We start from the raw sequence: 19,490 nt of genomic DNA on the forward strand, positions 1-19,490 counted from the left end.
TCGTTTTTTAGAATAAAATTAAAAAGCTTTGGTTTTAGAACTTTGATTTTAGAGTGTGCTGACTTTTAGAGCGTTTGGGGGGATTTTAAAGCGCTTAAAAGGGGAAATTATCCCAAAAAAACACCCCCTAGTTAATGAAGCGCTAGAAACTCATTTGGCAAAAACCAAGAGCTTTGTTTTTCGCACTCACCACCCCTGAAACTATACGCCCCGTTATGAATTTGTGAGATCAATGCATTTTTAACTTGATTGAGTTCTGCATTCTTAAGGACGGATTTGGGGGACTTCAATGACTAGCTGATTGAAATCCTCACCGCTTTATCAATCTCAAAGATAAAATCATAGCGCTTATTCAAGCTGTTATAAGTGGTGTCTTTAATCAAAGCATAAACTAGGTCTATGTTTTCTGTTTGTCTTATCGCTAATAAGGTGTCGTGGGATAGTTTCGTGCTCACATTGATGAACTGATTGAGTAGGTCTTGTTCGTTAATGGAACAATACCCAGCGTTAGTATCAAATTGATTAGTTTTAAGGGGTTTGGGTTTGTATGTGTTATCTAGAACGCTATCCATAGTAAAGGAAGCGTTCAAGTCGTAGGAGTATCCAGGAACCCACTTGCTCCAATTTTCCCAACCACCCCTAGTTCCTATTATTTTTCTCTGTCCGTTCTCTATCAAATTGGCTTTTAATTTAGCAAGAACGCTGTTAGCGGTAATGTCTTTTTGTTCGGTTGCCTTATAAGTTCTTGCTATACTTTCATAGGTAGAGAACCCAAACCTAGCGGATTTAGATTTATCATCTCTTTTGATTTTATCTTTTTTAGTTTCGCTGTAGCTGTGTTTAACAACGCTACGCATAAACTCCGTGAAAGCAATCAAAAAGTCAGGGTTTGACTGACCATTAGGTAAGGCTTCATCAGCGATAGAGTTCCTAAATTTAGGGTCTTTTAATTCAGCAAAGGGTTCTCCAAGTCTTGTTTTTTCCCCATCAAGCATCAAGTAGGGGTAAGGGGTAGTGCATATTAAAGTGAATACAGCCCCACGCTTATCTTTAGGGCTGTTGATAATAATGCTGTCTTGGTTGAACTCCCTACCCAAATTCACTATGATGTCTTTGAACTGATTTTTATTATGGAATGGTTTGAGTTCAAAACAAATGAAGCTAGTTTCTATGTTAGCTTGTGGCATACCTGCTTCTCTGTATAACCTTTAACAATTTTGTATCCTATGTAGCCCTTGTATAGGTCTAGCTTTTTTCTCAACCACTTGGTTCTTTTTCGTTATCAGCGTTAGTGAGCATAAAGGGTTTTAAAAGGGCTTCAACTTCCTCTTTTTTCTCGCCCTCTGTTGTCGCATTCAGTTCTAAAATCTTGGTGGCTTCTTTTAATCCATAATCCGCAATAATGGCTTTATCGTTATAAGTCCTATAACCAGAGATAACTGCTACTGGGTAGTTTAGCATCCGATCGCATAATCGGCTCATAGATAAAACGGTGGTATTCATTTTTTGAGCCATAGTCAAATCATCATAATACACTAGGTTATTGTCTCTTTTTGACCTTGTGTTTAAAACGGCTCTTAACGCTGACTTTTTCTTATCATACTCGTTTAGTTGGGCTGATAGGGGTTGGTTAGAATTGACAGAGATTTTAAAGAGAGGTAGTTGGCTTTTAGCTTCCTTGTATTCCTTAAAGGCGGGCATCAATGAGAGATGATAACGAGTTAGAATTGATAGGGTTTTTTTCGCTATTAAGCTAACTTGGTGCGTTTAGAATTATCCGTACCGATGAAAAGGTTTTTAAAATCGCTTGACACAAGGTCTCCTTAAAATTCAAGTATCACTACAATCAATGCGCCTCACACCAATCACTTAGAAGAGTCTTGATTTTTAATGGCAATATCTAGCTTGTTGAAAGGGATTTCAATGTGGTTAGCGTCTAGGGCGTTTTTGATGCGTTCAATGAGTTCGCTCCTCACATTAAAGATCCCATCTTCAATCTTTGCCCAAACCCTAATGGTGAAATTCAATGAACTTTGTCCAAAATCCGTGATCCCAATAAAAGTGGGCATGTTTTTATCAATTTTTTCCATTGCGTCAATAACATCTTTTATAGTCTTATGCACCAGTTCAATATCACTCCCATACCCTACTCCACAAACCCATTCAATGCGCCGACACGCCGTATTATTGCTATTAATAATATTAGAATTGGCGACACTTCTATTGGGTAAAACCGCCAAACGCCCGTCATGCAAGCGTAAAGAAGTGTTAAAAAAATTAAGCGCTTCTACTTTGCCCTCTAGGCCAGAGATTTCAATGATGTCTCCTTTTTTGAAAGGGTGCAAGATAATAAGGATTATCCCTCCAGCAATGCTTGAAAGGTAATCTTTTAAAGCCAACGCCACCGCAATCCCCACCGTTCCTAAAACAGTGATAATAGAGGTGGTTTGGACGCCTAGCGTGCTGAGTGCAATGATTGTGGTGATGATAAGGATTAAGATAAAAGTAACCTGCGCGACAAAATTCGCTAAAATCTCATCCTTTTTGGATAAAAGTTTCATGGTTTTGTTCCGTAAGAAAGACGAAAAATAAAAACCTATACAAAAGACAACAATAGCCTTGATTAAGATTATCCCAAAATGCTTTGCCTGCGGAAAAAAATCCACTAACAGCGTTTTAATTTCATCCATAAATTTTTCCTTGCAAATCACAAAATCGCTAAAAGAGACAAGATAACTTACCCTTATGTAGCTAATTTTGACATGTTAGCATGTTTAGGACTAACCTTATTACCACAACTCAAACGCCTAACCCAATGCCAGTGTCAAAGGGATTGGCTTTTAGCGCGCTGTCTAATGAAAAAGGGTTTTTTAGTGTTAAACCTAGAGATTACTTTACGCACACCCCAAGATACCCGTCCCAGCGAACAGATCGCAAAAAATCACACCCAAAAGGTTGCTCCACAACTGCATAAATATTTTCTTGAATAAAGGGAATGAGTTTGTATTTAGAGCCGATGTAGTTCATTGATACAACCATTAAAGGGTAGTTTTGATCAGATCTAATTGGATAGCTCGCATGATAGTCTTTTTCCTATATTGTATTCAAACCCACATTCTTTCAAAAGGAATGAAGCGATCCCTCTTTTTGCTCCTTTGAATTGGCTCAAGCATTCCTTTAAAAAGACTCTAAAACTCTAAAATCCAGTAACATATTGGCTTAACACTGCATGTCTTTTGGCTTGAGATTCCTTTTTGGAGCTTAAGTCAGATTGACCTAGCGATCAATCACAATCATTACTTTTGGTTGCCTTGATTGGAGAGTTGTTGCTCTTGATTGGAAGGTGCGCCCCATAGCAACTTCTCCCATTACCCCATAAGTAATACACAAGCACTGCTAACGCAACAAAACCAATCGTGCTTATTAATTCTCCTGGGTGTTCATAGGCTATTTGGTATTCCATCGCCAATAAAACATAGTAGCATGGAACGGCAATAAAAGAAACTATCATAAAACCAAAAAATAACCTAATGATTGATTCGAGGAAAAAAGATAATTTTTTGCCTTCTTGAATTTTCTGCAACCAATAATTTGTAAGACTAAAAAACGCTTGCAATAACAAAAAATACGGCCCTATACACACCCAAACAAGAGAAATGATAATCTTAGAGTGATCTCTATATTAAAATGAGCAAGAAGTTTGATTATGGAGTAAATGGGCGAATACTGCATAAGGGTGTGGAGTAGCTGCAAACTATCAGGATAGCAAGCGGAGAAAGAAAACGATTCATAACAACCGCTCAAATAACTCAAAAAGGGAACACCATAAAAATAATAAAACCCTACCATATACAACCATAAAGATCCTATGAGCGATCCTACAAAAATTGTGTTTAGTAATATACTCCTTATAAAAATAGCGATAAGGGCAATTATTGCGACAACTATCACAATGAAAACTAGAGTAAAGATAGTGTCGTCTTGATTTGCAAGCCGACCAACTTTAACACCCACTGATGGGTGTTTTTCAAACCATTTGAATACATTTAACGCACCATCTGAGAAATTGGCAGTGATTGGCATGGAAAAAGAGCCAAAGTCAAGAGAAGGAATGGCTGTTGCGTTTAGGGTTTTATTCGCACCAAAAAACCCAATCACAAGAATAAAGCACAATCTGATTAAAACATTCATTTCAGCACTCTTTTTGATGATTTTATAAGCTTTTGAGTATAGTAGACTTAGACTTAGACTTAGACTTAGCTTAAGAGTGCCTGAATTTTGGGGTAGCAAGCCGACTCTATGGTTTGTCTTAAGGCAAAGATACAGAAAAACCAAACACCACCAATAAAATCAAGCATGCAAAAACAACCATCAAAAAGTCAAACCTAAAACCACAGAGCCTAGGCAGAAAAAAGATTTGTTGAAGACATGGCAGATAAGAGGTGCATTAATTAGCAAGTTTTATGAGCAGGGAAGACTTCAAACAACCTCTCATCGGTTTAGAGCATGCAAAAACAAAAAGTTAAACACCATAAATCAAAAACAACACCCCAAACTAAAAAAGTTAAAAACAAAAGAAATAAAAAAGCAACACTAACGGAATAAAGAATAAAGAATAAAGAATAAAAATCTAAAACGCTAGAAGCGTTTTTTACAATCAAACTAAAGAGCTTGGTTATAAAGCGATAACTTTTTAAAGAATAAAACTTTCTAAAAACATTTCTTATCACTCTTTGGAATTTAACGCAGTTTAGGGATTTTAAAAAACTTCATAAACTTCCTTTAAAAAGAAGCTTGGATAAGAGTTTTATAAATAATTACATTCTTAACCCTACAAGATGATTTTTATGGATTAAAAATAATTAAGGGAGAAAGAGATGAGTGGTTGCAAAATGAGTAGGGTTAGTAGGGAATTGTTTAATAATATTAAGTCATTTTTACACCATAAGCTTAAAACAATGATACGCATTCAAAGCGTGAATGATTTACAATTGGTCTTAAAATGGCAGGATAGAGTTTTAGAGTGCCAAAGTCTTATCGCATTGAAAGAACTCAATCGCAAGCTTTATAATCAAGGCATTAGGCATACGATTATGATGCAAGGCTTGTTTTTGTTCTTTGAATATTTTGATAATAGGATTAAGCTCAAATCCTTGCACAATCTAGCAGAAGAACAGGTTATAGACTTCTTATTTGGATTAGCCAAAAACAGGAAGCCAAGCTCTATGGCTAAATATGTGATGGTTTTAAGACAATTCTTTGATCATTTAGACAAGAAAAGAAACTATAGCTTTGATTTTGAACTTAAAAATCTATCGTTTGCCAAGAAAGAGACGCATTTGCCTAAACATTTGAATAAAAATGATTTTAAGGCTTTTATCCAAGCTCTTCTAAAATACCATCCCAAAACCAGTTTTGAAAAACGCAATCAGTGTATTTTACTGCTTATCGTATTAGGGGGATTAAGGAAGTTTGAAGCCTTAGATTTGGAGCTAAAAAACATTGCTTTAGAAAATAACCACTACCGCCTTTTAATCAAAGGCAAAAACAACAAAGAGAGATACGCTTATATTGAAAAAGAGTTTTTGCAAGTTCCTTTGAATGCGTGGCTAAGCGATACTAAACGATTAAAGAGTTTTAAGGGGCGTTTTGTGTTTAAGAAAGCAAAAAATAACACCACACAAAAAACTTGCTCTTTAAAGGGCTTTATCGCTAAAATTTTTAAGCTCTCTAATATTGATGTAAAATCTTATGGATTAGGTTTGCATCTTTTTAGGCATAGTTTTGCCACTTTTATTTATGATGAAACACAGGATTTGGTTTTAACTTCAAGAGCGTTAGGGCATAGTTCTTTGCTTTCTACTAAAATCTATATCCATACCACTCAAGAACACAATAAAAAAGTGGTTCTTGTGTTAGGGGGGTTATTAAGAAATGAAAAAAGCGAGTAGGTTTTTAAAAAATTTGATTTATTTTGATTTTTGGGTTATAATGCACTTACATTCAATGGGCTAACCGAAGCCCACCTTTTCACAAACCACTTAAATTTTCCAAGTCTTTATTTCCGATGCTTTTAATTAAATCATCTAAAAACAAGACGATTTTACTTGGTTCTACACTGATATTCATAGGCATTTTTGCCCTATCATTGTCTTTTAACCCAGTGAAATAAGTCGTAATGCGTGGGCGGTTGTTTGGTTTGGTTTTGAGTAAGTTTTCCCAATGATACGCGCGATTTCTAATCGTCCATAGCAAGTTTAAAGCAATATGAACCTTTGAGGCACTAGATAATGGATTTTTTTTATTGTTGATAAATAATGCATTTTTATTATTGGGGTAATAGGATTTGAAATTGATGCGCTTTAAATCTAATATTACCCCCTCTAATTTATAACAAAAAATAAGCTTAATCACTGCCCCTAAAGACATTTTAGATAAGATTAAAGAATGCGTGATTTCTTTTTTCTTTTCTTTTAGCTCTTCGATCAAGGGGGTTAAAGAATTTTCATTAAACACCCATTCGTTCCCTTTGATTTGAGTCAAGCAATAGTCTAAAGCGTTGCATAAATAAATTTCTAAGTTAGAGATTTTAGGCGTGATGAAAGAAATGAGTTTTAAATTTTCTTTGTATTGCTCTAGGCTGTCATAAGCGGCTAATCTTTCTTTAGATAGAATGAGTGTAATATTATTCTTAAAATCTTGTAAATCTTGCATGATTTCTCTTAAGGTTTTTTAAAAAATTATCACTAAAAATAATTTTCAAAAATTGCCCTAAAAAGCTTTTGTCATTTGCTAGCTCTATGAGACTTGGGAAGTTCAATTGTCTCCACACCCACTCTAACACCAGGATGTCCTGGCATGTCTCTCATGTTAGCCGTAGTGCTGTTTATCGTAGATTTTGCGTCTTTATAAGCTTCTAGCGTTCTACCAAATGCTGAACGGCCCACACTCTTAAGACTTCCAGCTATGGCTCCAGCTCCAGTGCTAGCCATTTGCACACCTTGATATATGAAGCTTTTAGCATCCGTTAGACCACCTTGTGTGCCAAAAATAGCGTTAATCATTTCGGAGACTTTTTGAATGAAAGTCAGTGAAATTCCTATTGCTACAATAATGCCAAATTTAGCCACTATTTCATTGCTCCCTCCCACTTTGATTGCGTATTGTAATGCAAAAGAGTTGAATAACATTAATAGCAACAACAAAGGCATGTAAAAAGTCAATGAAATAATCTTTTTCACATAAGACACTAAAAAACCTCTAGTCTGCTGAAAAAAACCTAGCGGTAACATAAAAATAACTAAAGACAAGTAAATAATTTTTTCTAAATAAGTCATAAAAACATAACAGAAAACTTTGAATAACAAAAATAATTCTGATCCTAAAATAACTAATAACAAAACAACTGCAATAAGGGTTTTTAGCGATAGTCCATTATTAATTTTGAAGTCTTCATATAATTTATTCAAACTCGTCAAAATTTGTCTGACATGGAATGAAATATTAGCGTTAGTGATGCTGTGGTGCGTGTCTATATTCTTGTGTTCTCTTGCACTATTTGTTTGATATTCCTTAACCACATTAGAAATCCCAGCATTTAGCAAGTTAGCAGGCGTGTCAAAAATTTCTGTTACATGATTTTGAAAGGCAAAACTAGAGCGACCATTACCGCTACTAGAACCATCAGATTTAAAAGCGTAATGATACAAAGAAAGATATCCAACAAATACAAAAAGCATTAAAAAGGTTTTGATTTCAAATAAATCATTGTTTTGATAGCGTTTAAAGGAATACAAAAGGATTAAAAGCACTCCTAAGACCATACCAAAAGGTTGGATAACATTGGCTAAAGGCTCGCCAATTCCCTTTAAGATCTTGTTAGAAAACGAAATAAAAAACCCAAGAATCTCGCTGTAAAGCCCATCTGCTTGTATAACTAAAGAATCTTGCTTATTGTAAAGTAAGTAAGCACCCGTTCCTATGACAGCTAAAGCACCAAGCACTAAAGGATTAGAAAGAAAGGGCAGAGCAAGTAGTGGAGCGACCATGTTATTTAATCTCCAACATTCTTCTATTTCTTTCACCAGCAACTATTCCCATAGCAGCCGAGCAATCCACTTTATCACCTCCTTTTTCAAAGCATTCGCTATCCTTTTTCAAAGCTTCTTCTATATGGTTTTTATAATATTATTCCCTTTCTTTCACTTGTGATAGATAATGAGCATGTTTCAAATCCTCTATTTTGTATTTTATAACATCCCAAAAAACCACCACTAAAAGCCCAAAAATCCCTAACAAAATCCATGAATTTAATCTGCTTTTAAACATACAAAATCCTTTTTAAAATATTTGACTAATTTTAACACAATAACCCTTATTTCAATACGGATTAAACGACTGAATATTATCAGAGCTTGGAGCTTCATTATTACTATTTGAATTCACGCCACTTGCCTTTCCTACACTACCATTAGGGAAACCATAAGCGTCCAATTTAGCCCTATAGACTTTTTCTATTTCTTGTTGTTTTTGTTTAAGATTTTCTTGATGCTCTTTGTCATCTTTTAGAGCGTCAGTAGGAATAATATCTTCAAATAGCCCATTTGTTGCTTGAATGCATAGCTTTGCATTTGCGCCATTAAACCCAGTGTCTTATTCATGAAGCTTAAATTTTGAGCGATTTCTAAAGCAGTTTCTACGCTTAATTGCTGAAATCGGTGTTTGTAGTCATTGAACACTTTAGCGGCTGCTTCACCTTTTTTACCAGCAATATCCAACTATAATCTAAATTAAGCTCATCAAATTGCACTTTTAAGCGATTAACATTGAGCATATTAGGGATGCACTCGCTTTTGCCATTTCTGTTTTCTTTTTTGCAATAACCTTTTTTAACATTCTCATCGTTAAACTCAAAAGTTTTAACACCCAACTCATTATCCATTTGACTAAACGCTCTATCTTGGGAAGCTACAGCAAGCTGTTTGACTTTAGCATACACATTTGAAGCGATTTGTCTTTTTAATTCTTCTTTTTCAGCTCTAAGTTTTTCATAAGCCGTATAGTCGTTATTGAGTAGAGCTAAAGTCATTTGGCTGTCTAATAATTGGATTTTTTTAGCCGCTTCTAAATTGCCTTTTTGAATGCAAATGTATTCTAATAAGGCTCTGCCTTTAAGTCCGGCTCCTAAATCGGTCGCCGTGCCGATTTGAGTGTTGCCTATGGCGTTAGCAAAATCCTTTAGAGCCTTTGTGTCAGCGCTTTCTTTCCCCTTGCTTGTGAAAAATTGGTGTAAGTTTTTCTCTGTAGGGCTTGCGTCCTGACTGACATCCCAATTGAGTTCAGGGCATTTTTCAGAGATGCGTTTGGCTGCAATTTGATTGCGTATATCATAGTTTTGTGCATTTTCTTTGATCCTTTCAGCATTGGCTTGAACTTGTTTGGCAAAACTTTGGATTTTTTCTACATACTGCATGGGATTGGGGACGCTTAAAATACTGCCTGTTAGAAATTGATTGATTTTATTCAAAACATCATTCACTTTGTTGATGGAATTAAGCGTCTGATTAGACCTATCTAATGTGTCTTGAGCGAGCTTGATCCTTTCAGTGATAGTGGCTAAATGTTTAGCCCACTTGCTTTCATCCCATGCTCTTTTAGCGCCATTCCAAGCATTCTGCGTAGGGTTATCCACAATCATAGCCACAGCGTTCAGGTGGTTTAAAGCAATCGCCAACAACAGAATAAGGGATTTTTTTAAAAAAGTCTTTAACGCTTTCATGCCTTATCCTTGAAAAGGCCTATAAATCAGTCTTTGAGCGCAAGAAATTTTATTATCATGCCAACGATACCAATTCTTACCAATTTTTGTGTTTTCACTCCAAATGTTGTATTGAGAGCAAAAGCCTTCATTCTGATTGAGGTAGTAATTAGACCAATCAATATAGCCTTGCGATTGTTTAAGATCATTATCCTTGTAATAGCCTTGATGGATTTCTACATACTTCAAATAATCATTACTCAAATTCAATTCGTTTTTCAAAATGTTTTGAGTCCTGTTGATGGTGGTTTGAGTGGTAATAAGATTATAGGTTGTGGGGCTTTCATTATCTTGGGCTGGGCGAAAATAAGGTTGAGTGGTTTGAGTGGTAGTGGTTTTGTAAGTGGCACTCCAATCGGTGATGCTAGGATTAGTATGGAAGTATTGCGGTTGGCAACGATTAACTCCATAAGGTTTTTGGCATTGTTCCCTCTCACCATAATTTTTTCTTTCTATCTTAAAATAATGGCTTGTAGTCGTATCGCTTAAGACTTTAGAGCTGGACACACCCATCACATAAGGACTAACAACCGCACCACTTTTAATCCCTGCTTCAAAATTACAAGGCGTAACTTCTACCCATTCGACATTAAGCTTGTTATAGCTTTTTAACATCGTAGGTCTTTTGGCTTCTAATTTAGCGTCATTGTATTCCCATTGACCGCATGCAAATTCTTGATATTGCGAGCTTAATTGGGTCGCAATCCCACGATTCAAAATCTGTTGTTTGTTAGGATTGCTGGGATCATTGTAATACTGATCCACGATAGGCGTTAAGGTTTGGGTTTTATCATTTTTTTCATACCTAACAATCCTGTCTTGCACCCTTGCATAATCGCTGCAAGGCACAGCGACATGGATTAGATTATCCATCCCACGAAACACGATTTCAGTTTGAAAGATTTGAGTTTTCCCCATACCATAACCTTTATCGCTTGTGGTTTGTAAGGCGCATTTGCTGTCATCTTTGTAAAGTTGCATGGCGTATTGAGCGCCTTGCAAATCCACATAACCACCGATATTTTGCGTTTTATTTTCCCTATCTACATAGTAGTATTGCGTTTGCTTGATAGCCTTGCCGGCTTCAAAATCGTATCTATAAGCGCATTTAGTGTCATCTCTTAAAGCGTTCATAGAAATACAAGAACCATCTTTAGCGATAACATCTAGTTTCATCGTGTTGTTGGGGCTTAATTTGGGCACTTTACAATACTGGCTGGAGTAATTGTTTTCTTGCGAGTTAGGATTAGTGGCGCTATTAGAACTACTGGCATTAGTTGGGCTAGTGGTGTTAGTGGGATTATTGGAATTGTTTGTGCCACCATTACCAAAAGGAATAGGGAAAAACCCCCCATTCCCTAAACTTCCACCACTTGAGCTATTATTATTAAAATTGTCATACCCTCCTGTGTTATTGTTAGTAGAGCCATGATTAGTGAAATTATTCTCATAACCCCCTACAGATCCACCGCTTGAAGAGTTAGAGCCATTCGCCCCATCCACCCCTAACACGCCATCTGCATCAATACCACTGCCTATTGCATTATTATTTGAATTATTTCCATTACTCCCACTGCTCCCATTTATCCCATCGTTGCCATTTACCCCATAGCCATTACTCCCATTTGCGCCATCTTTACCATTAATAGTGTTATCATTGGGGCTGTTAGGGTTGTTATTAAAAGGCGTGTTAGCATACATAGGGTCATTGGTAGCGTTGGTTTGAGCGGTGTTTTCTAGCTTTTGGTATTCTTCTTTGCTAATGCCTAAAATCTTAGCCACTTCTTCAGCATTCTCGCCTTTTAAAACAAGGAGAGTGGATTTTTTAATCTTGGCACTAGGAGGTATTTTTAAACTGGTTTTAGCAGGGCTAGTCAAAGGGAACGATTGATTGTCTCTTAAAAGACTGGTGATTTCTATATCTATGCTGTTAGTTGCATTGTTTCTAAAATAAAACCCATGAGCTTCTACTTTAAACACCCTCTTGCCTAACACCACCATGCTTTCTATCGCCCCATTAGGCAAATTAGCATCAATTTCTTTAGTGGTGATAATACTTAAAGCATAGGCTGGACTGAGCAAACCTAATAAAAACGCTCCTAGAATAAAGCAGAAAAATAAAAAATGGTTATATGAATAAGTTTTCATTAAAGCTTTTGTTGGGGGATTTTTGTGTTGATTTTTCATTAGCGCTCCATTCCAACATTTTTGGATTTAGTTTTTTTTGAATACAAATAAGCGCTACGCTCATTAGCATTACCGGTAGCGACTTTATAGGGAGTTTTGTTGTCGTAAGCTTGTGCGCTAAATTTTTTGCCAACATAATTGCCATTAGCGTCCATTTGATTTTCAAACATATCCGCTACAAGCTTGTTGTAATCGGTATTTGAAGTTAGATCCGAATTTGAAAGCGAATGATTTTGTTTAGAGTTATTAGTTTTATTATTAGGCTCTTTTACATTATTTTGTCCTACATTATTTTGAGTGGTGCTATTTTCATTAAAATGAGATAATTTAGAATTATTTTGTGTTAATTCTTCACTCATAGAAGCGTTTTCTTTGCTCGCTTCTTTGCTTCCAAACTCCCATGATTTGAAAGTTCTTGCGTCTATTTCATTGTTTTCTAAAGCGGTGTTTAAAGCTTGTTCTTCGTTTGCATTTAAAGGCTGTAGTATTTCTTTTTCTTTTTTAGGTATTTTAAGTTTTTCAGCAACATTTTCATTAAAAATACCCAATGAATGATTATAAGTTCTAACTAAAAAGCTTTCTGTTTTATTGATGGGCAAGTGTGCGACATTTTTTCTAATGGCATACTCAGTGGTTTTATTGATATTTTTATTGTGCAAAACCGCTTCTATTAAGCATTCTTGTAAAAATTCCTTATGACTAGGCATTAGATTGCTTTTTTTGTTGTTGATTATCAATAAAAGCACTTGCATTTCTTCATTAGTCATGCCGTTTTTAGCTCTGTCTTTTAGAAATTTTTTAAATTCCTTATCGCTAAATCTCTTGTTAGAGCCTTTTTCTTTTTCATTAAAATGATTTTTAGCTTCTTCAACGCGACTTCTTAAAATACTAATGCCTAAAGAGTGGTTAAAACCTAGTGTTTCTTTTGATTCTTTTTCCTTGCTTTCCAGTTCTTCTTCTTTTGAAGTTTCTTTTTTGTCAAGGGGAACAAGTTTGCCGTTTTCCTTATTATCTTCATTGTTTTGCAATCCGCTTTCTCTTTTTTGATCTCTGATAGGAGCAATCTCTTGTTTTTCTAATTTTTCTAAAGATCCAATGAATGCGTCTAATAATTCACTTGAATTTTCATCATTGTCAAGGTTGGGATCATAATCTCTATTGGTCTGATAAAATTCTAGTTGCTCTTTAAAAGAGAAGCTGTTTAACTCTTGTATGAATTCTTTGACCAACTCGTTATCTTGGGCTTTTATCATCTCATTTTTATTTTTAGCGAAAGCCAAATCTTTCATAAAGGCTTTCATCATGTCTTTAGACTTATCACTAGAACCAAACACCTCATACCAATACAGAAAAATGCTTTTAAGGTCTTTGAGATTTTTTCTTGCTTTGTCTATCATGATGGGTTACCTTTCAATACCGCTAGAAGCTTTATTTTTCTTTTGATAGCTTTGAGATTGAGAGCGTGTTTGGGTTTGTTGCTTTGTTTCATTTGCTAATTGATTGTATTTTTCATTTTTAAGCAGAGTGTAGCTACGCATTCTTTCCAATAAAGCTTCATTCCTATTATCTAGAGACAAATCTTTATGCAAGTCTTCGTAAATAATGTTTGTCTTGTCTCTTTTTTCTTGCGAATAATCTTTTTGATGGAAGAGCCTAGTCTTATAGGCATAGTTTAAGAGCTTGTCCAAGTTTAAAGGCTTGATTTTTTCCTTGTTAATGCTTGGAAACATTTCTACATTATAAACAAACTTGAATTGCGCTTGGGGCTCAATGTCTCTGTAGGCAGGTTTGAACACCTTTTGGCCATTTTCAATGATAGGAAACTGCTTGTGTTTAGGTTTTTTAGTGTTTTTATCAATCACTAATTCGCCATTATTATCCACTAAAGGCACAAGCTCTTTGTTTTTGATAAACATCAAACGAACAGGCGAGATTTCTTTATTTTGAGTGGCTTTAAAAATCGCATCTCTTTCTTCTTTGCTCGCTCCAAGCATTTTAGCTTCCTCTAAACTCACCCATGCATTACTTTTAAACCCCAAGCGGTTCTTTTCCATATCTAAAAGCATGTCGTTAAGATTGTAATAAGGTTCGCCGTTTAAAGCGTTATGTCCTCTTTCTTTGTTAGCCACTATTTCAGGCTTGTCCCAAAAAGGCGAGTTTTTTTCTTTCAAACCTTGAATAATCCTTGTTTTAAGATAATTGATTTGACCGGATTTAGCTTTAAGTAAAGCTTCTTTGCTTTCTGAATTATCTGGTTGATTGGGTGTTTTTTGCGCCTTATCTTCTTCTGAATTGTGTGAATAGTTTGAATTTTGTGGTGGCTCTTGCTTAAGCCCTCCCCTTTCTAATAAGATGTTTTGCAAATAATCAATCATGCCATTGATTTGTGCATCGCTTAAGTTGTTAAGATTATTCATCTTCTTCTCCTTGTGGGTTAGATTTTGCAAAATCTCTTTGAGCGATGTATTCTTCGTGTTGGGTTTCTACGCTCAATTCATCGCAAAACCCAGCTTCATAGAAAGCGTCTTGTTTTAATGTGTTTTCATTTTCTTGCATAACAGCTCCTTAAAAATATTGATGAGAAAAAACTTGCCATAAGTAAGGTAAATGAAAAAAGGCACATGGATTTTAAAAAATGCTCTAATTTTGAAAAAAATGTGCGTTTCTTTATTTCTCAAATTTGGTTTTACTTATAAAAACCTACTCTAAAGGACTACACATGCAAAAAAAGAAACCCAAAAACCCACAACCGAATTTATTTAGCATCTTAGATAATGGCGATATTGCAACAAACAATCTTGCTGAAGAATCAGACAAGGTCAATGAAACACAAGAGCCACTCCCTTATGTCGTGAAAACTCAAATCAATACAGCAAGAATGGTTTCTAGAAATCCTATTGAATGGGCAAGGTATTTAAGCTTTGAAAGACGAGTGCATAAGGATAATAGCAAAGAAGATGTCAATTTCTTTGCTAATGGTGAGATAAAAGAAAGTTCTCGTGTTTATGAAGCGAATGAGGAAGGGTTTGAAAGGCGCATAACTAAAAGATACGATCTGATTGATACCATAAGAAATAGAGAATTTTTTTCAAAAGAAATTGACATTTTAACCTACACAAACAGCTTAGAAGAATTGAAAGAGCAAGGTTTAGAAATCCAATTGACCCACCATAATGAAACGCATAAGAAAAACTTAGAAAATGGCAATGAAATCGTTAAAGAATACGACTATCTTAAAGATATTTACCAAGAAGTAGAAAAAACAAAAGATAATGAATTGGTAAGAGAAATAATCCCTAGTATTTCTAGCGATGAGTATTTTAAGCTCTATGACAAACTGCCTTTTGAATCAATAAACAATGAAAATACCAAACTGAATACTAATGACAATGAAGAAGTTAAAAAACTAGAATTTGAATTAGCTAAAGAAGTGCATACTTTAATCCTAGAACAACAATTGCTTTCAGCAACAAATTATTATTCTTGGATAGATAAAGATGATTACGCGAATTTTGCTTGGAAAATGCATAGGCTTATCAATGAAAATAAACTCAAAGAAAACCATCTCAGCGCCAATAACGCTAATAAGATTAAGCAATTTTTCTTTAATAATGGTTTTATTTTAGGCTGGACTAAAGAAGAACAAAGCGCTATGCAAGAAAACAGAGATTATTCTTTAAGAAGCGCTCTTTTAAGTTTGGAAGAAATCGCTCAAGCAAAAATTGAATTGCAAAAATACTATGAAAGCGTTTATGTTAATGGCGATGGGAATCAAAGAGACATCAAGCCTTTTAAAGAAATTTTAAGAGACACCAACAATTTTGAAAAAGCTTACAAACAGCGTTATAACGAATTGGTAAGCTTGAATGCAGCAATCATTCAAGCTAAAGAGAGTGGTAATGAGCGGCAAAAATCTAGTGCAAATAACAATAACACTATTAACAATACAATAGAGACTAATACTTCTAACAATATTATTCAAAATAATGATAATAATAATCCAAATTTAAGTATTGCTGATTTAGAATTAGAGCAACAAAATTTAGGAGAACAAAATGGAAAAGAAAGAACAAATCGCGCAGATGAGCCGAATAGAACTAGAGCAGGAATTCCGCAAGAAATTCACCGCAGAAGCGAACATAAAGGATTGCAAGAGGGAGTGGAGCGATCGAGTGATGAAGAACTTTCACACCAAGACTCTAGTTTATTTATTGAGCCTAGAGACACGAGAGGAACAAGAGGAGTTTATCGATCTAGCGACCAACAGGCAGTTTCAGAAAAATCCCATAGAGAGAGAGATAGACTACATGAACATGTATCTAGAGGAGATGGAGTATCAGCAAGAGCAGATAGCAATGGAGAATCAAGTCAAGCAAGCCGAATGGAAAATGGAGCAAGAAGCGAAGAAAAGGGGGATAATCCCAGCGATGAGAGAAGAGTATCACAGACACCGCAATCCTCATCTCATCAACAAAATAGCTCCAGAGATTTGGGGCTTTCTCTCTCTAGAGAACAGCCAGGACAGACTGGACGCTTACGCCTTTTTGATCATGGACAGATGGGCTCATTATTTCCCACAGACCATGAAAACCAAAGAGAAAGGAACGATAATGAGCCTGATAAAAGCAGTGATAGAGCAAACGAAAATGGAGACAAAAGCCCTAGACAGAATGGAAGCGCAAATCAAGAGAGCGCAAGGAGTGAGCGATATGGAATTGCTCAAGGAAGCTCAAATCAATCAGTATTACCACTTGCTCAAAGCCGATTACATCATGCAGGACTCAGCGCACCAAATGGACTTGGAAACCTTGAAGAAAACAGGGATCAAAAGAGAAGACTTTTATCAAATTTAGACCATTTAGAAAGCCTGCTTAATGCTATTAGAAACAACACCATAGCGAGTGAGCCTGACTTCAGATCCAGGCTCTTAGAAGCCATTCAAAACAACGAGCCTTTAAAAGATAGCCTTGTAGGGACACAACTCCTTAAAGACCCTACGACTAAAATCTTTTATGACAAATTCCAATTAAAAATCAGCCCTAAAAAAGTCTTAGAGATTTTAGAAAATCGCATTAAAAAATCCATTGAAACAACGAATGAAACGCTAAACGCATTCAATGCGCTGGATAGTCAAGCCATTGATTTAAACGCTATTTCTAATAGCGTAGGATTAAATCCCATACAAGAGAATGAAATAGCAGACAATAGCGTAGAGTTAAATAACACTCAAGAACAAACCGCGCAAGAGCAAGACACACAAGAAAACGCGCAAACCACGCTAAAACAAGAAACAAAAGAGCAAGAAACACCCACCACGCCAGCTATCCCCCTTAATCCTAAAATAGATTTTAAACCGAGCGAAGAAGCTTTAATTAAGGGAGCTAAAACCCGCTATAAGGCTAACATAAAAGCTATTGAGCTTTTAAAAGAATTGCAAGCCAAACAAGAGATCTTAAAAGGCGGTTATTACGCCACTTTAAAAGAGCAAGAAATCCTAGCGCAATTTAGCGGATGGGGTGGGTTAGAAAGCTACTTTAAAAAGGCTCAACACCCTGAAGAATTTAAAGAATTAAACGCCTTACTCACTAAAGATGAATTCAGAAGAGCTTATTTGAGTGCAAGAGACGCTTACTACACCCCTAAATTAGTTATTGATAGCATTTATCAGGCTTTAGATCACTTAGGGTTTAATAACGACAACCATCAAAAAGAAATCTTTGAACCCAGTTTAGGCACAGGCAAATTCATCGCTCATGCGCCAAGCGATAAGAATTACCGCTTTATGGGAACAGAATTAGATCCTATTAGCGCTAATATTTCTCAATTCCTTTACCCTAATCAAGTCATCCAAAACACCGCTTTAGAAAACTACCAATTCTGTCAAGACTACGATGCGTTTGTGGGCAACCCTCCTTATGGCAATCATAAAATCTATAGCTTTTATGACAAAGAATTGAGTAACGAGAGCGTTCATAATTACTTTTTAGGGAAAGCTATCAAAGAATTGAAAGATGATGGCATAGGAGCGTTTGTGGTGAGTTCTTGGTTTATGGATGCTAAAAACCCTAAAATGAGGGAACACATCGCGCAAAACGCCACTTTTTTAGGAGCGATAAGATTGCCTAATAGCGTGTTTAAAGCAACAGGCGCTGAAGTAACTAGCGACATTGTGTTTTTTAAAAAAGGCGTTGATGAAGCAACCAATCAAAGCTTCACTAAAGCTATGCCTTATTATGACAAGATCATTAATGACTTGGATGATGACACCCTTTTTGCCTTGCAAAACAACCGCTTTGATAGTTTTATCCCTAGCGATCAACTTAAGATTGTCAATGCGATTGCAAGCCATTTTGGTTTCAAACAAGAAAAATTGCAACGCTGGTATGAAAAAATAGACACTACTAACTTTGGCTATAAAGAACAAGACTATAAGATCATTAAAGATTTCATTGATAAAGTTGGAAAGAACAATATCAATCTCAACGAACAAACCCTAAATGAATACTTTATCAACCACCCTGAAAACATTCTAGGGCATTTGAGTTTGGAAAAAACCCGCTATAGCTTTGAAACAAATGGCGAACAAATTTATAAATACGAGCTACAAGCTTTAGAAGATAAAAGCTTAGATTTATCCCAAGCTCTCAATCAAGCGATAGAAAAATTGCCTAAAGGCGTCTATCAATACCATAAGACTACCCTTAAAACAGACGCTCTCATCATTGATGCAAACAACGAACGCTACCAAGAAGTTCAAAAGCTTATCAAAAATTTAGAAAGGGGGGAATTAGTCAAGTGGGATAATCTTTATTTCCAACTAGAACAAAATAATGAAATGGGCGTCTTTTTAAAACCCACTAAAACCAACTCTAAAGTCCAAGATTCACGACTAAAAGCCTATTTTAAAATTAAAGACGCTTTGAATGATTTAACGAGCGCGGAATTAAACCCCTTAAGCTCTGATTTAGAGCTAGAAAACAAGAGGGCTAAACTCAATCTTGTTTATGATGAATTTGTCAAGAAATTTGGCTATCTCAATGAGAATAAAAATCGTAAGGACATCAAACAAGATTTGTATGGCGCTAAAGTCTTAGGATTAGAAAAAGAGTTTGAAAAAGAAATCACCCCTAGAAGCGCTAAAATGCAAAACATAGAGCCAAGGCAAGCTCAAGCCAAAAAAGCTCAAATCTTTTTTGAAAGGACTTTAAACCCTAAAAAAGAACTCATCATCACTAACGCTAAAGAGGCATTAATTGCAAGCATCAATCAAAAAGGGGGTTTGGACTTGCATTTCATTAGAGATCATTTCACAACCCAAAGCTTAGAAACCACGATTAAAGAACTTTTAGAGCAAAAACTGATTTATAAAGACCACAAGGATAATGGCGGCTATATTTTAGCGAACGATTATTTGAGCGGCAATGTGAAAAGAAAACTCAAAGAAGTGAAAGAAGCCATCAATCAAGGCGTGGAGGGATTAGAGGCT

At 35.7% G+C, this 19,490-nt stretch carries 13 protein-coding genes and 3 pseudogenes; 2 read left to right on the forward strand and 14 right to left on the reverse strand.

What is annotated here, in order from left to right:
• Positions 1-293: 293 nt before the first annotated feature.
• From HPOKI112_RS04955 to HPOKI112_RS04975, 6 genes and pseudogenes are all read right to left on the reverse strand, one after another.
• On the reverse strand, positions 294-1,187 hold the full coding sequence (locus tag HPOKI112_RS04955; protein WP_025276145.1) for a hypothetical protein: 894 nt from the start codon (positions 1,185-1,187) through the stop codon (positions 294-296).
• Positions 1,188-1,257: 70 nt separating this feature from the next.
• On the reverse strand, positions 1,258-1,701 hold the full coding sequence (locus HPOKI112_RS04960; RefSeq protein ID WP_235181149.1) for a hypothetical protein: 444 nt from the start codon (positions 1,699-1,701) through the stop codon (positions 1,258-1,260).
• A gap of 164 nt (positions 1,702-1,865) precedes the next feature.
• Positions 1,866-2,690 carry a small-conductance mechanosensitive channel MscS gene (gene mscS, locus HPOKI112_RS04965; protein ID WP_025276146.1) on the reverse strand — a complete coding sequence of 275 codons (825 nt, stop codon included), beginning with the start codon at positions 2,688-2,690 and terminating at the stop codon, positions 1,866-1,868.
• A gap of 207 nt (positions 2,691-2,897) precedes the next feature.
• A pseudogene (locus HPOKI112_RS08265) lies at positions 2,898-3,027 on the reverse strand (DNA adenine methylase); the annotation flags it as partial.
• 256 nt (positions 3,028-3,283) lie between these two features.
• On the reverse strand, positions 3,284-3,616 hold the full coding sequence (locus HPOKI112_RS04970) for a hypothetical protein (protein WP_229763334.1): 333 nt from the start codon (positions 3,614-3,616) through the stop codon (positions 3,284-3,286).
• A gap of 17 nt (positions 3,617-3,633) precedes the next feature.
• Entirely contained in the window at positions 3,634-4,191 is a 558-nt protein-coding gene (locus tag HPOKI112_RS04975; protein WP_001900775.1) for a hypothetical protein, read from the reverse strand.
• 686 nt (positions 4,192-4,877) lie between these two features.
• Between HPOKI112_RS04975 and HPOKI112_RS04985 the strand changes: the two genes are divergently transcribed.
• Positions 4,878-5,951: a tyrosine-type recombinase/integrase gene (locus HPOKI112_RS04985; RefSeq protein WP_025276147.1), complete on the forward strand. Its 1,074-nt coding sequence runs from the start codon at positions 4,878-4,880 to the stop codon at positions 5,949-5,951.
• A gap of 79 nt (positions 5,952-6,030) precedes the next feature.
• Here the strand turns inward: HPOKI112_RS04985 and HPOKI112_RS04990 are convergent, their stop codons facing one another.
• The 8 genes and pseudogenes from HPOKI112_RS04990 to HPOKI112_RS08360 form a co-directional block, all read right to left on the reverse strand.
• Positions 6,031-6,714 carry a hypothetical protein gene (locus HPOKI112_RS04990; protein WP_025276148.1) on the reverse strand — a complete coding sequence of 228 codons (684 nt, stop codon included), beginning with the start codon at positions 6,712-6,714 and terminating at the stop codon, positions 6,031-6,033.
• 71 nt (positions 6,715-6,785) lie between these two features.
• Positions 6,786-8,048: a type IV secretion system protein gene (locus HPOKI112_RS04995; protein ID WP_025309894.1), complete on the reverse strand. Its 1,263-nt coding sequence runs from the start codon at positions 8,046-8,048 to the stop codon at positions 6,786-6,788.
• A gap of 1 nt (position 8,049) precedes the next feature.
• Positions 8,050-8,328, reverse strand: a pseudogene (locus HPOKI112_RS08480) (hypothetical protein).
• Between the two features lie 51 nt (positions 8,329-8,379).
• Positions 8,380-9,778, reverse strand: a pseudogene (locus HPOKI112_RS05005) (hypothetical protein).
• A gap of 3 nt (positions 9,779-9,781) precedes the next feature.
• Entirely contained in the window at positions 9,782-11,965 is a 2,184-nt protein-coding gene (locus HPOKI112_RS05010; RefSeq protein WP_025309895.1) for a hypothetical protein, read from the reverse strand.
• A 38-nt stretch (positions 11,966-12,003) separates the two neighbouring features.
• Positions 12,004-13,401, reverse strand: coding sequence for a hypothetical protein (locus HPOKI112_RS05015; RefSeq protein ID WP_025276151.1), 1,398 nt, complete (start codon positions 13,399-13,401; stop codon positions 12,004-12,006).
• Between the two features lie 6 nt (positions 13,402-13,407).
• The gene (locus HPOKI112_RS05020) at positions 13,408-14,421 is read right to left on the reverse strand and encodes an ArdC-like ssDNA-binding domain-containing protein (RefSeq protein WP_025276152.1); all 1,014 of its coding nucleotides are present in this window, start codon (positions 14,419-14,421) and stop codon (positions 13,408-13,410) included.
• A complete protein-coding gene (locus HPOKI112_RS08360) occupies positions 14,414-14,560 on the reverse strand; it encodes a hypothetical protein (RefSeq protein ID WP_162966675.1) in 147 nt (48 codons plus the stop codon). The genes HPOKI112_RS05020 and HPOKI112_RS08360 overlap by 8 nt, the downstream gene beginning before the upstream one ends.
• Positions 14,561-16,059: 1,499 nt before the next feature.
• Here HPOKI112_RS08360 and HPOKI112_RS08660 point away from each other — a divergent pair.
• Entirely contained in the window at positions 16,060-16,857 is a 798-nt protein-coding gene (locus tag HPOKI112_RS08660) for a helicase (RefSeq protein ID WP_412127281.1), read from the forward strand.
• The last annotated feature ends 2,633 nt before the right edge of the window (positions 16,858-19,490 follow it).

The sequence above is a fragment of the Helicobacter pylori oki112 genome, assembly GCF_000600085.1.
Lineage (GTDB): Bacteria > Campylobacterota > Campylobacteria > Campylobacterales > Helicobacteraceae > Helicobacter > Helicobacter pylori_CY.

What these genes read in the sequence shown, in the direction of transcription:
- HPOKI112_RS04955 (WP_025276145.1), bottom strand. Translation starts at nt 1,187, where the DNA reads ATGCCACAAGCTAACATAGAAACTAGCTTCATTTGTTTTGAACTCAAA.
- HPOKI112_RS04960 (WP_235181149.1), bottom strand. Translation starts at nt 1,701, where the DNA reads ATGCCCGCCTTTAAGGAATACAAGGAAGCTAAAAGCCAACTACCTCTC.
- mscS (WP_025276146.1), bottom strand. Translation starts at nt 2,690, where the DNA reads ATGGATGAAATTAAAACGCTGTTAGTGGATTTTTTTCCGCAGGCAAAG.
- HPOKI112_RS04975 (WP_001900775.1), bottom strand. Translation starts at nt 4,191, where the DNA reads ATGAATGTTTTAATCAGATTGTGCTTTATTCTTGTGATTGGGTTTTTT.
- HPOKI112_RS04985 (WP_025276147.1), top strand. Translation starts at nt 4,878, where the DNA reads ATGAGTGGTTGCAAAATGAGTAGGGTTAGTAGGGAATTGTTTAATAAT.
- HPOKI112_RS04990 (WP_025276148.1), bottom strand. Translation starts at nt 6,714, where the DNA reads ATGCAAGATTTACAAGATTTTAAGAATAATATTACACTCATTCTATCT.
- HPOKI112_RS04995 (WP_025309894.1), bottom strand. Translation starts at nt 8,048, where the DNA reads ATGGTCGCTCCACTACTTGCTCTGCCCTTTCTTTCTAATCCTTTAGTG.
- HPOKI112_RS05010 (WP_025309895.1), bottom strand. Translation starts at nt 11,965, where the DNA reads ATGAAAACTTATTCATATAACCATTTTTTATTTTTCTGCTTTATTCTA.
- HPOKI112_RS05015 (WP_025276151.1), bottom strand. Translation starts at nt 13,401, where the DNA reads ATGATAGACAAAGCAAGAAAAAATCTCAAAGACCTTAAAAGCATTTTT.
- HPOKI112_RS05020 (WP_025276152.1), bottom strand. Translation starts at nt 14,421, where the DNA reads ATGAATAATCTTAACAACTTAAGCGATGCACAAATCAATGGCATGATT.
- HPOKI112_RS08360 (WP_162966675.1), bottom strand. Translation starts at nt 14,560, where the DNA reads ATGCAAGAAAATGAAAACACATTAAAACAAGACGCTTTCTATGAAGCT.
- HPOKI112_RS08660 (WP_412127281.1), top strand. Translation starts at nt 16,060, where the DNA reads ATGGAAAAGAAAGAACAAATCGCGCAGATGAGCCGAATAGAACTAGAG.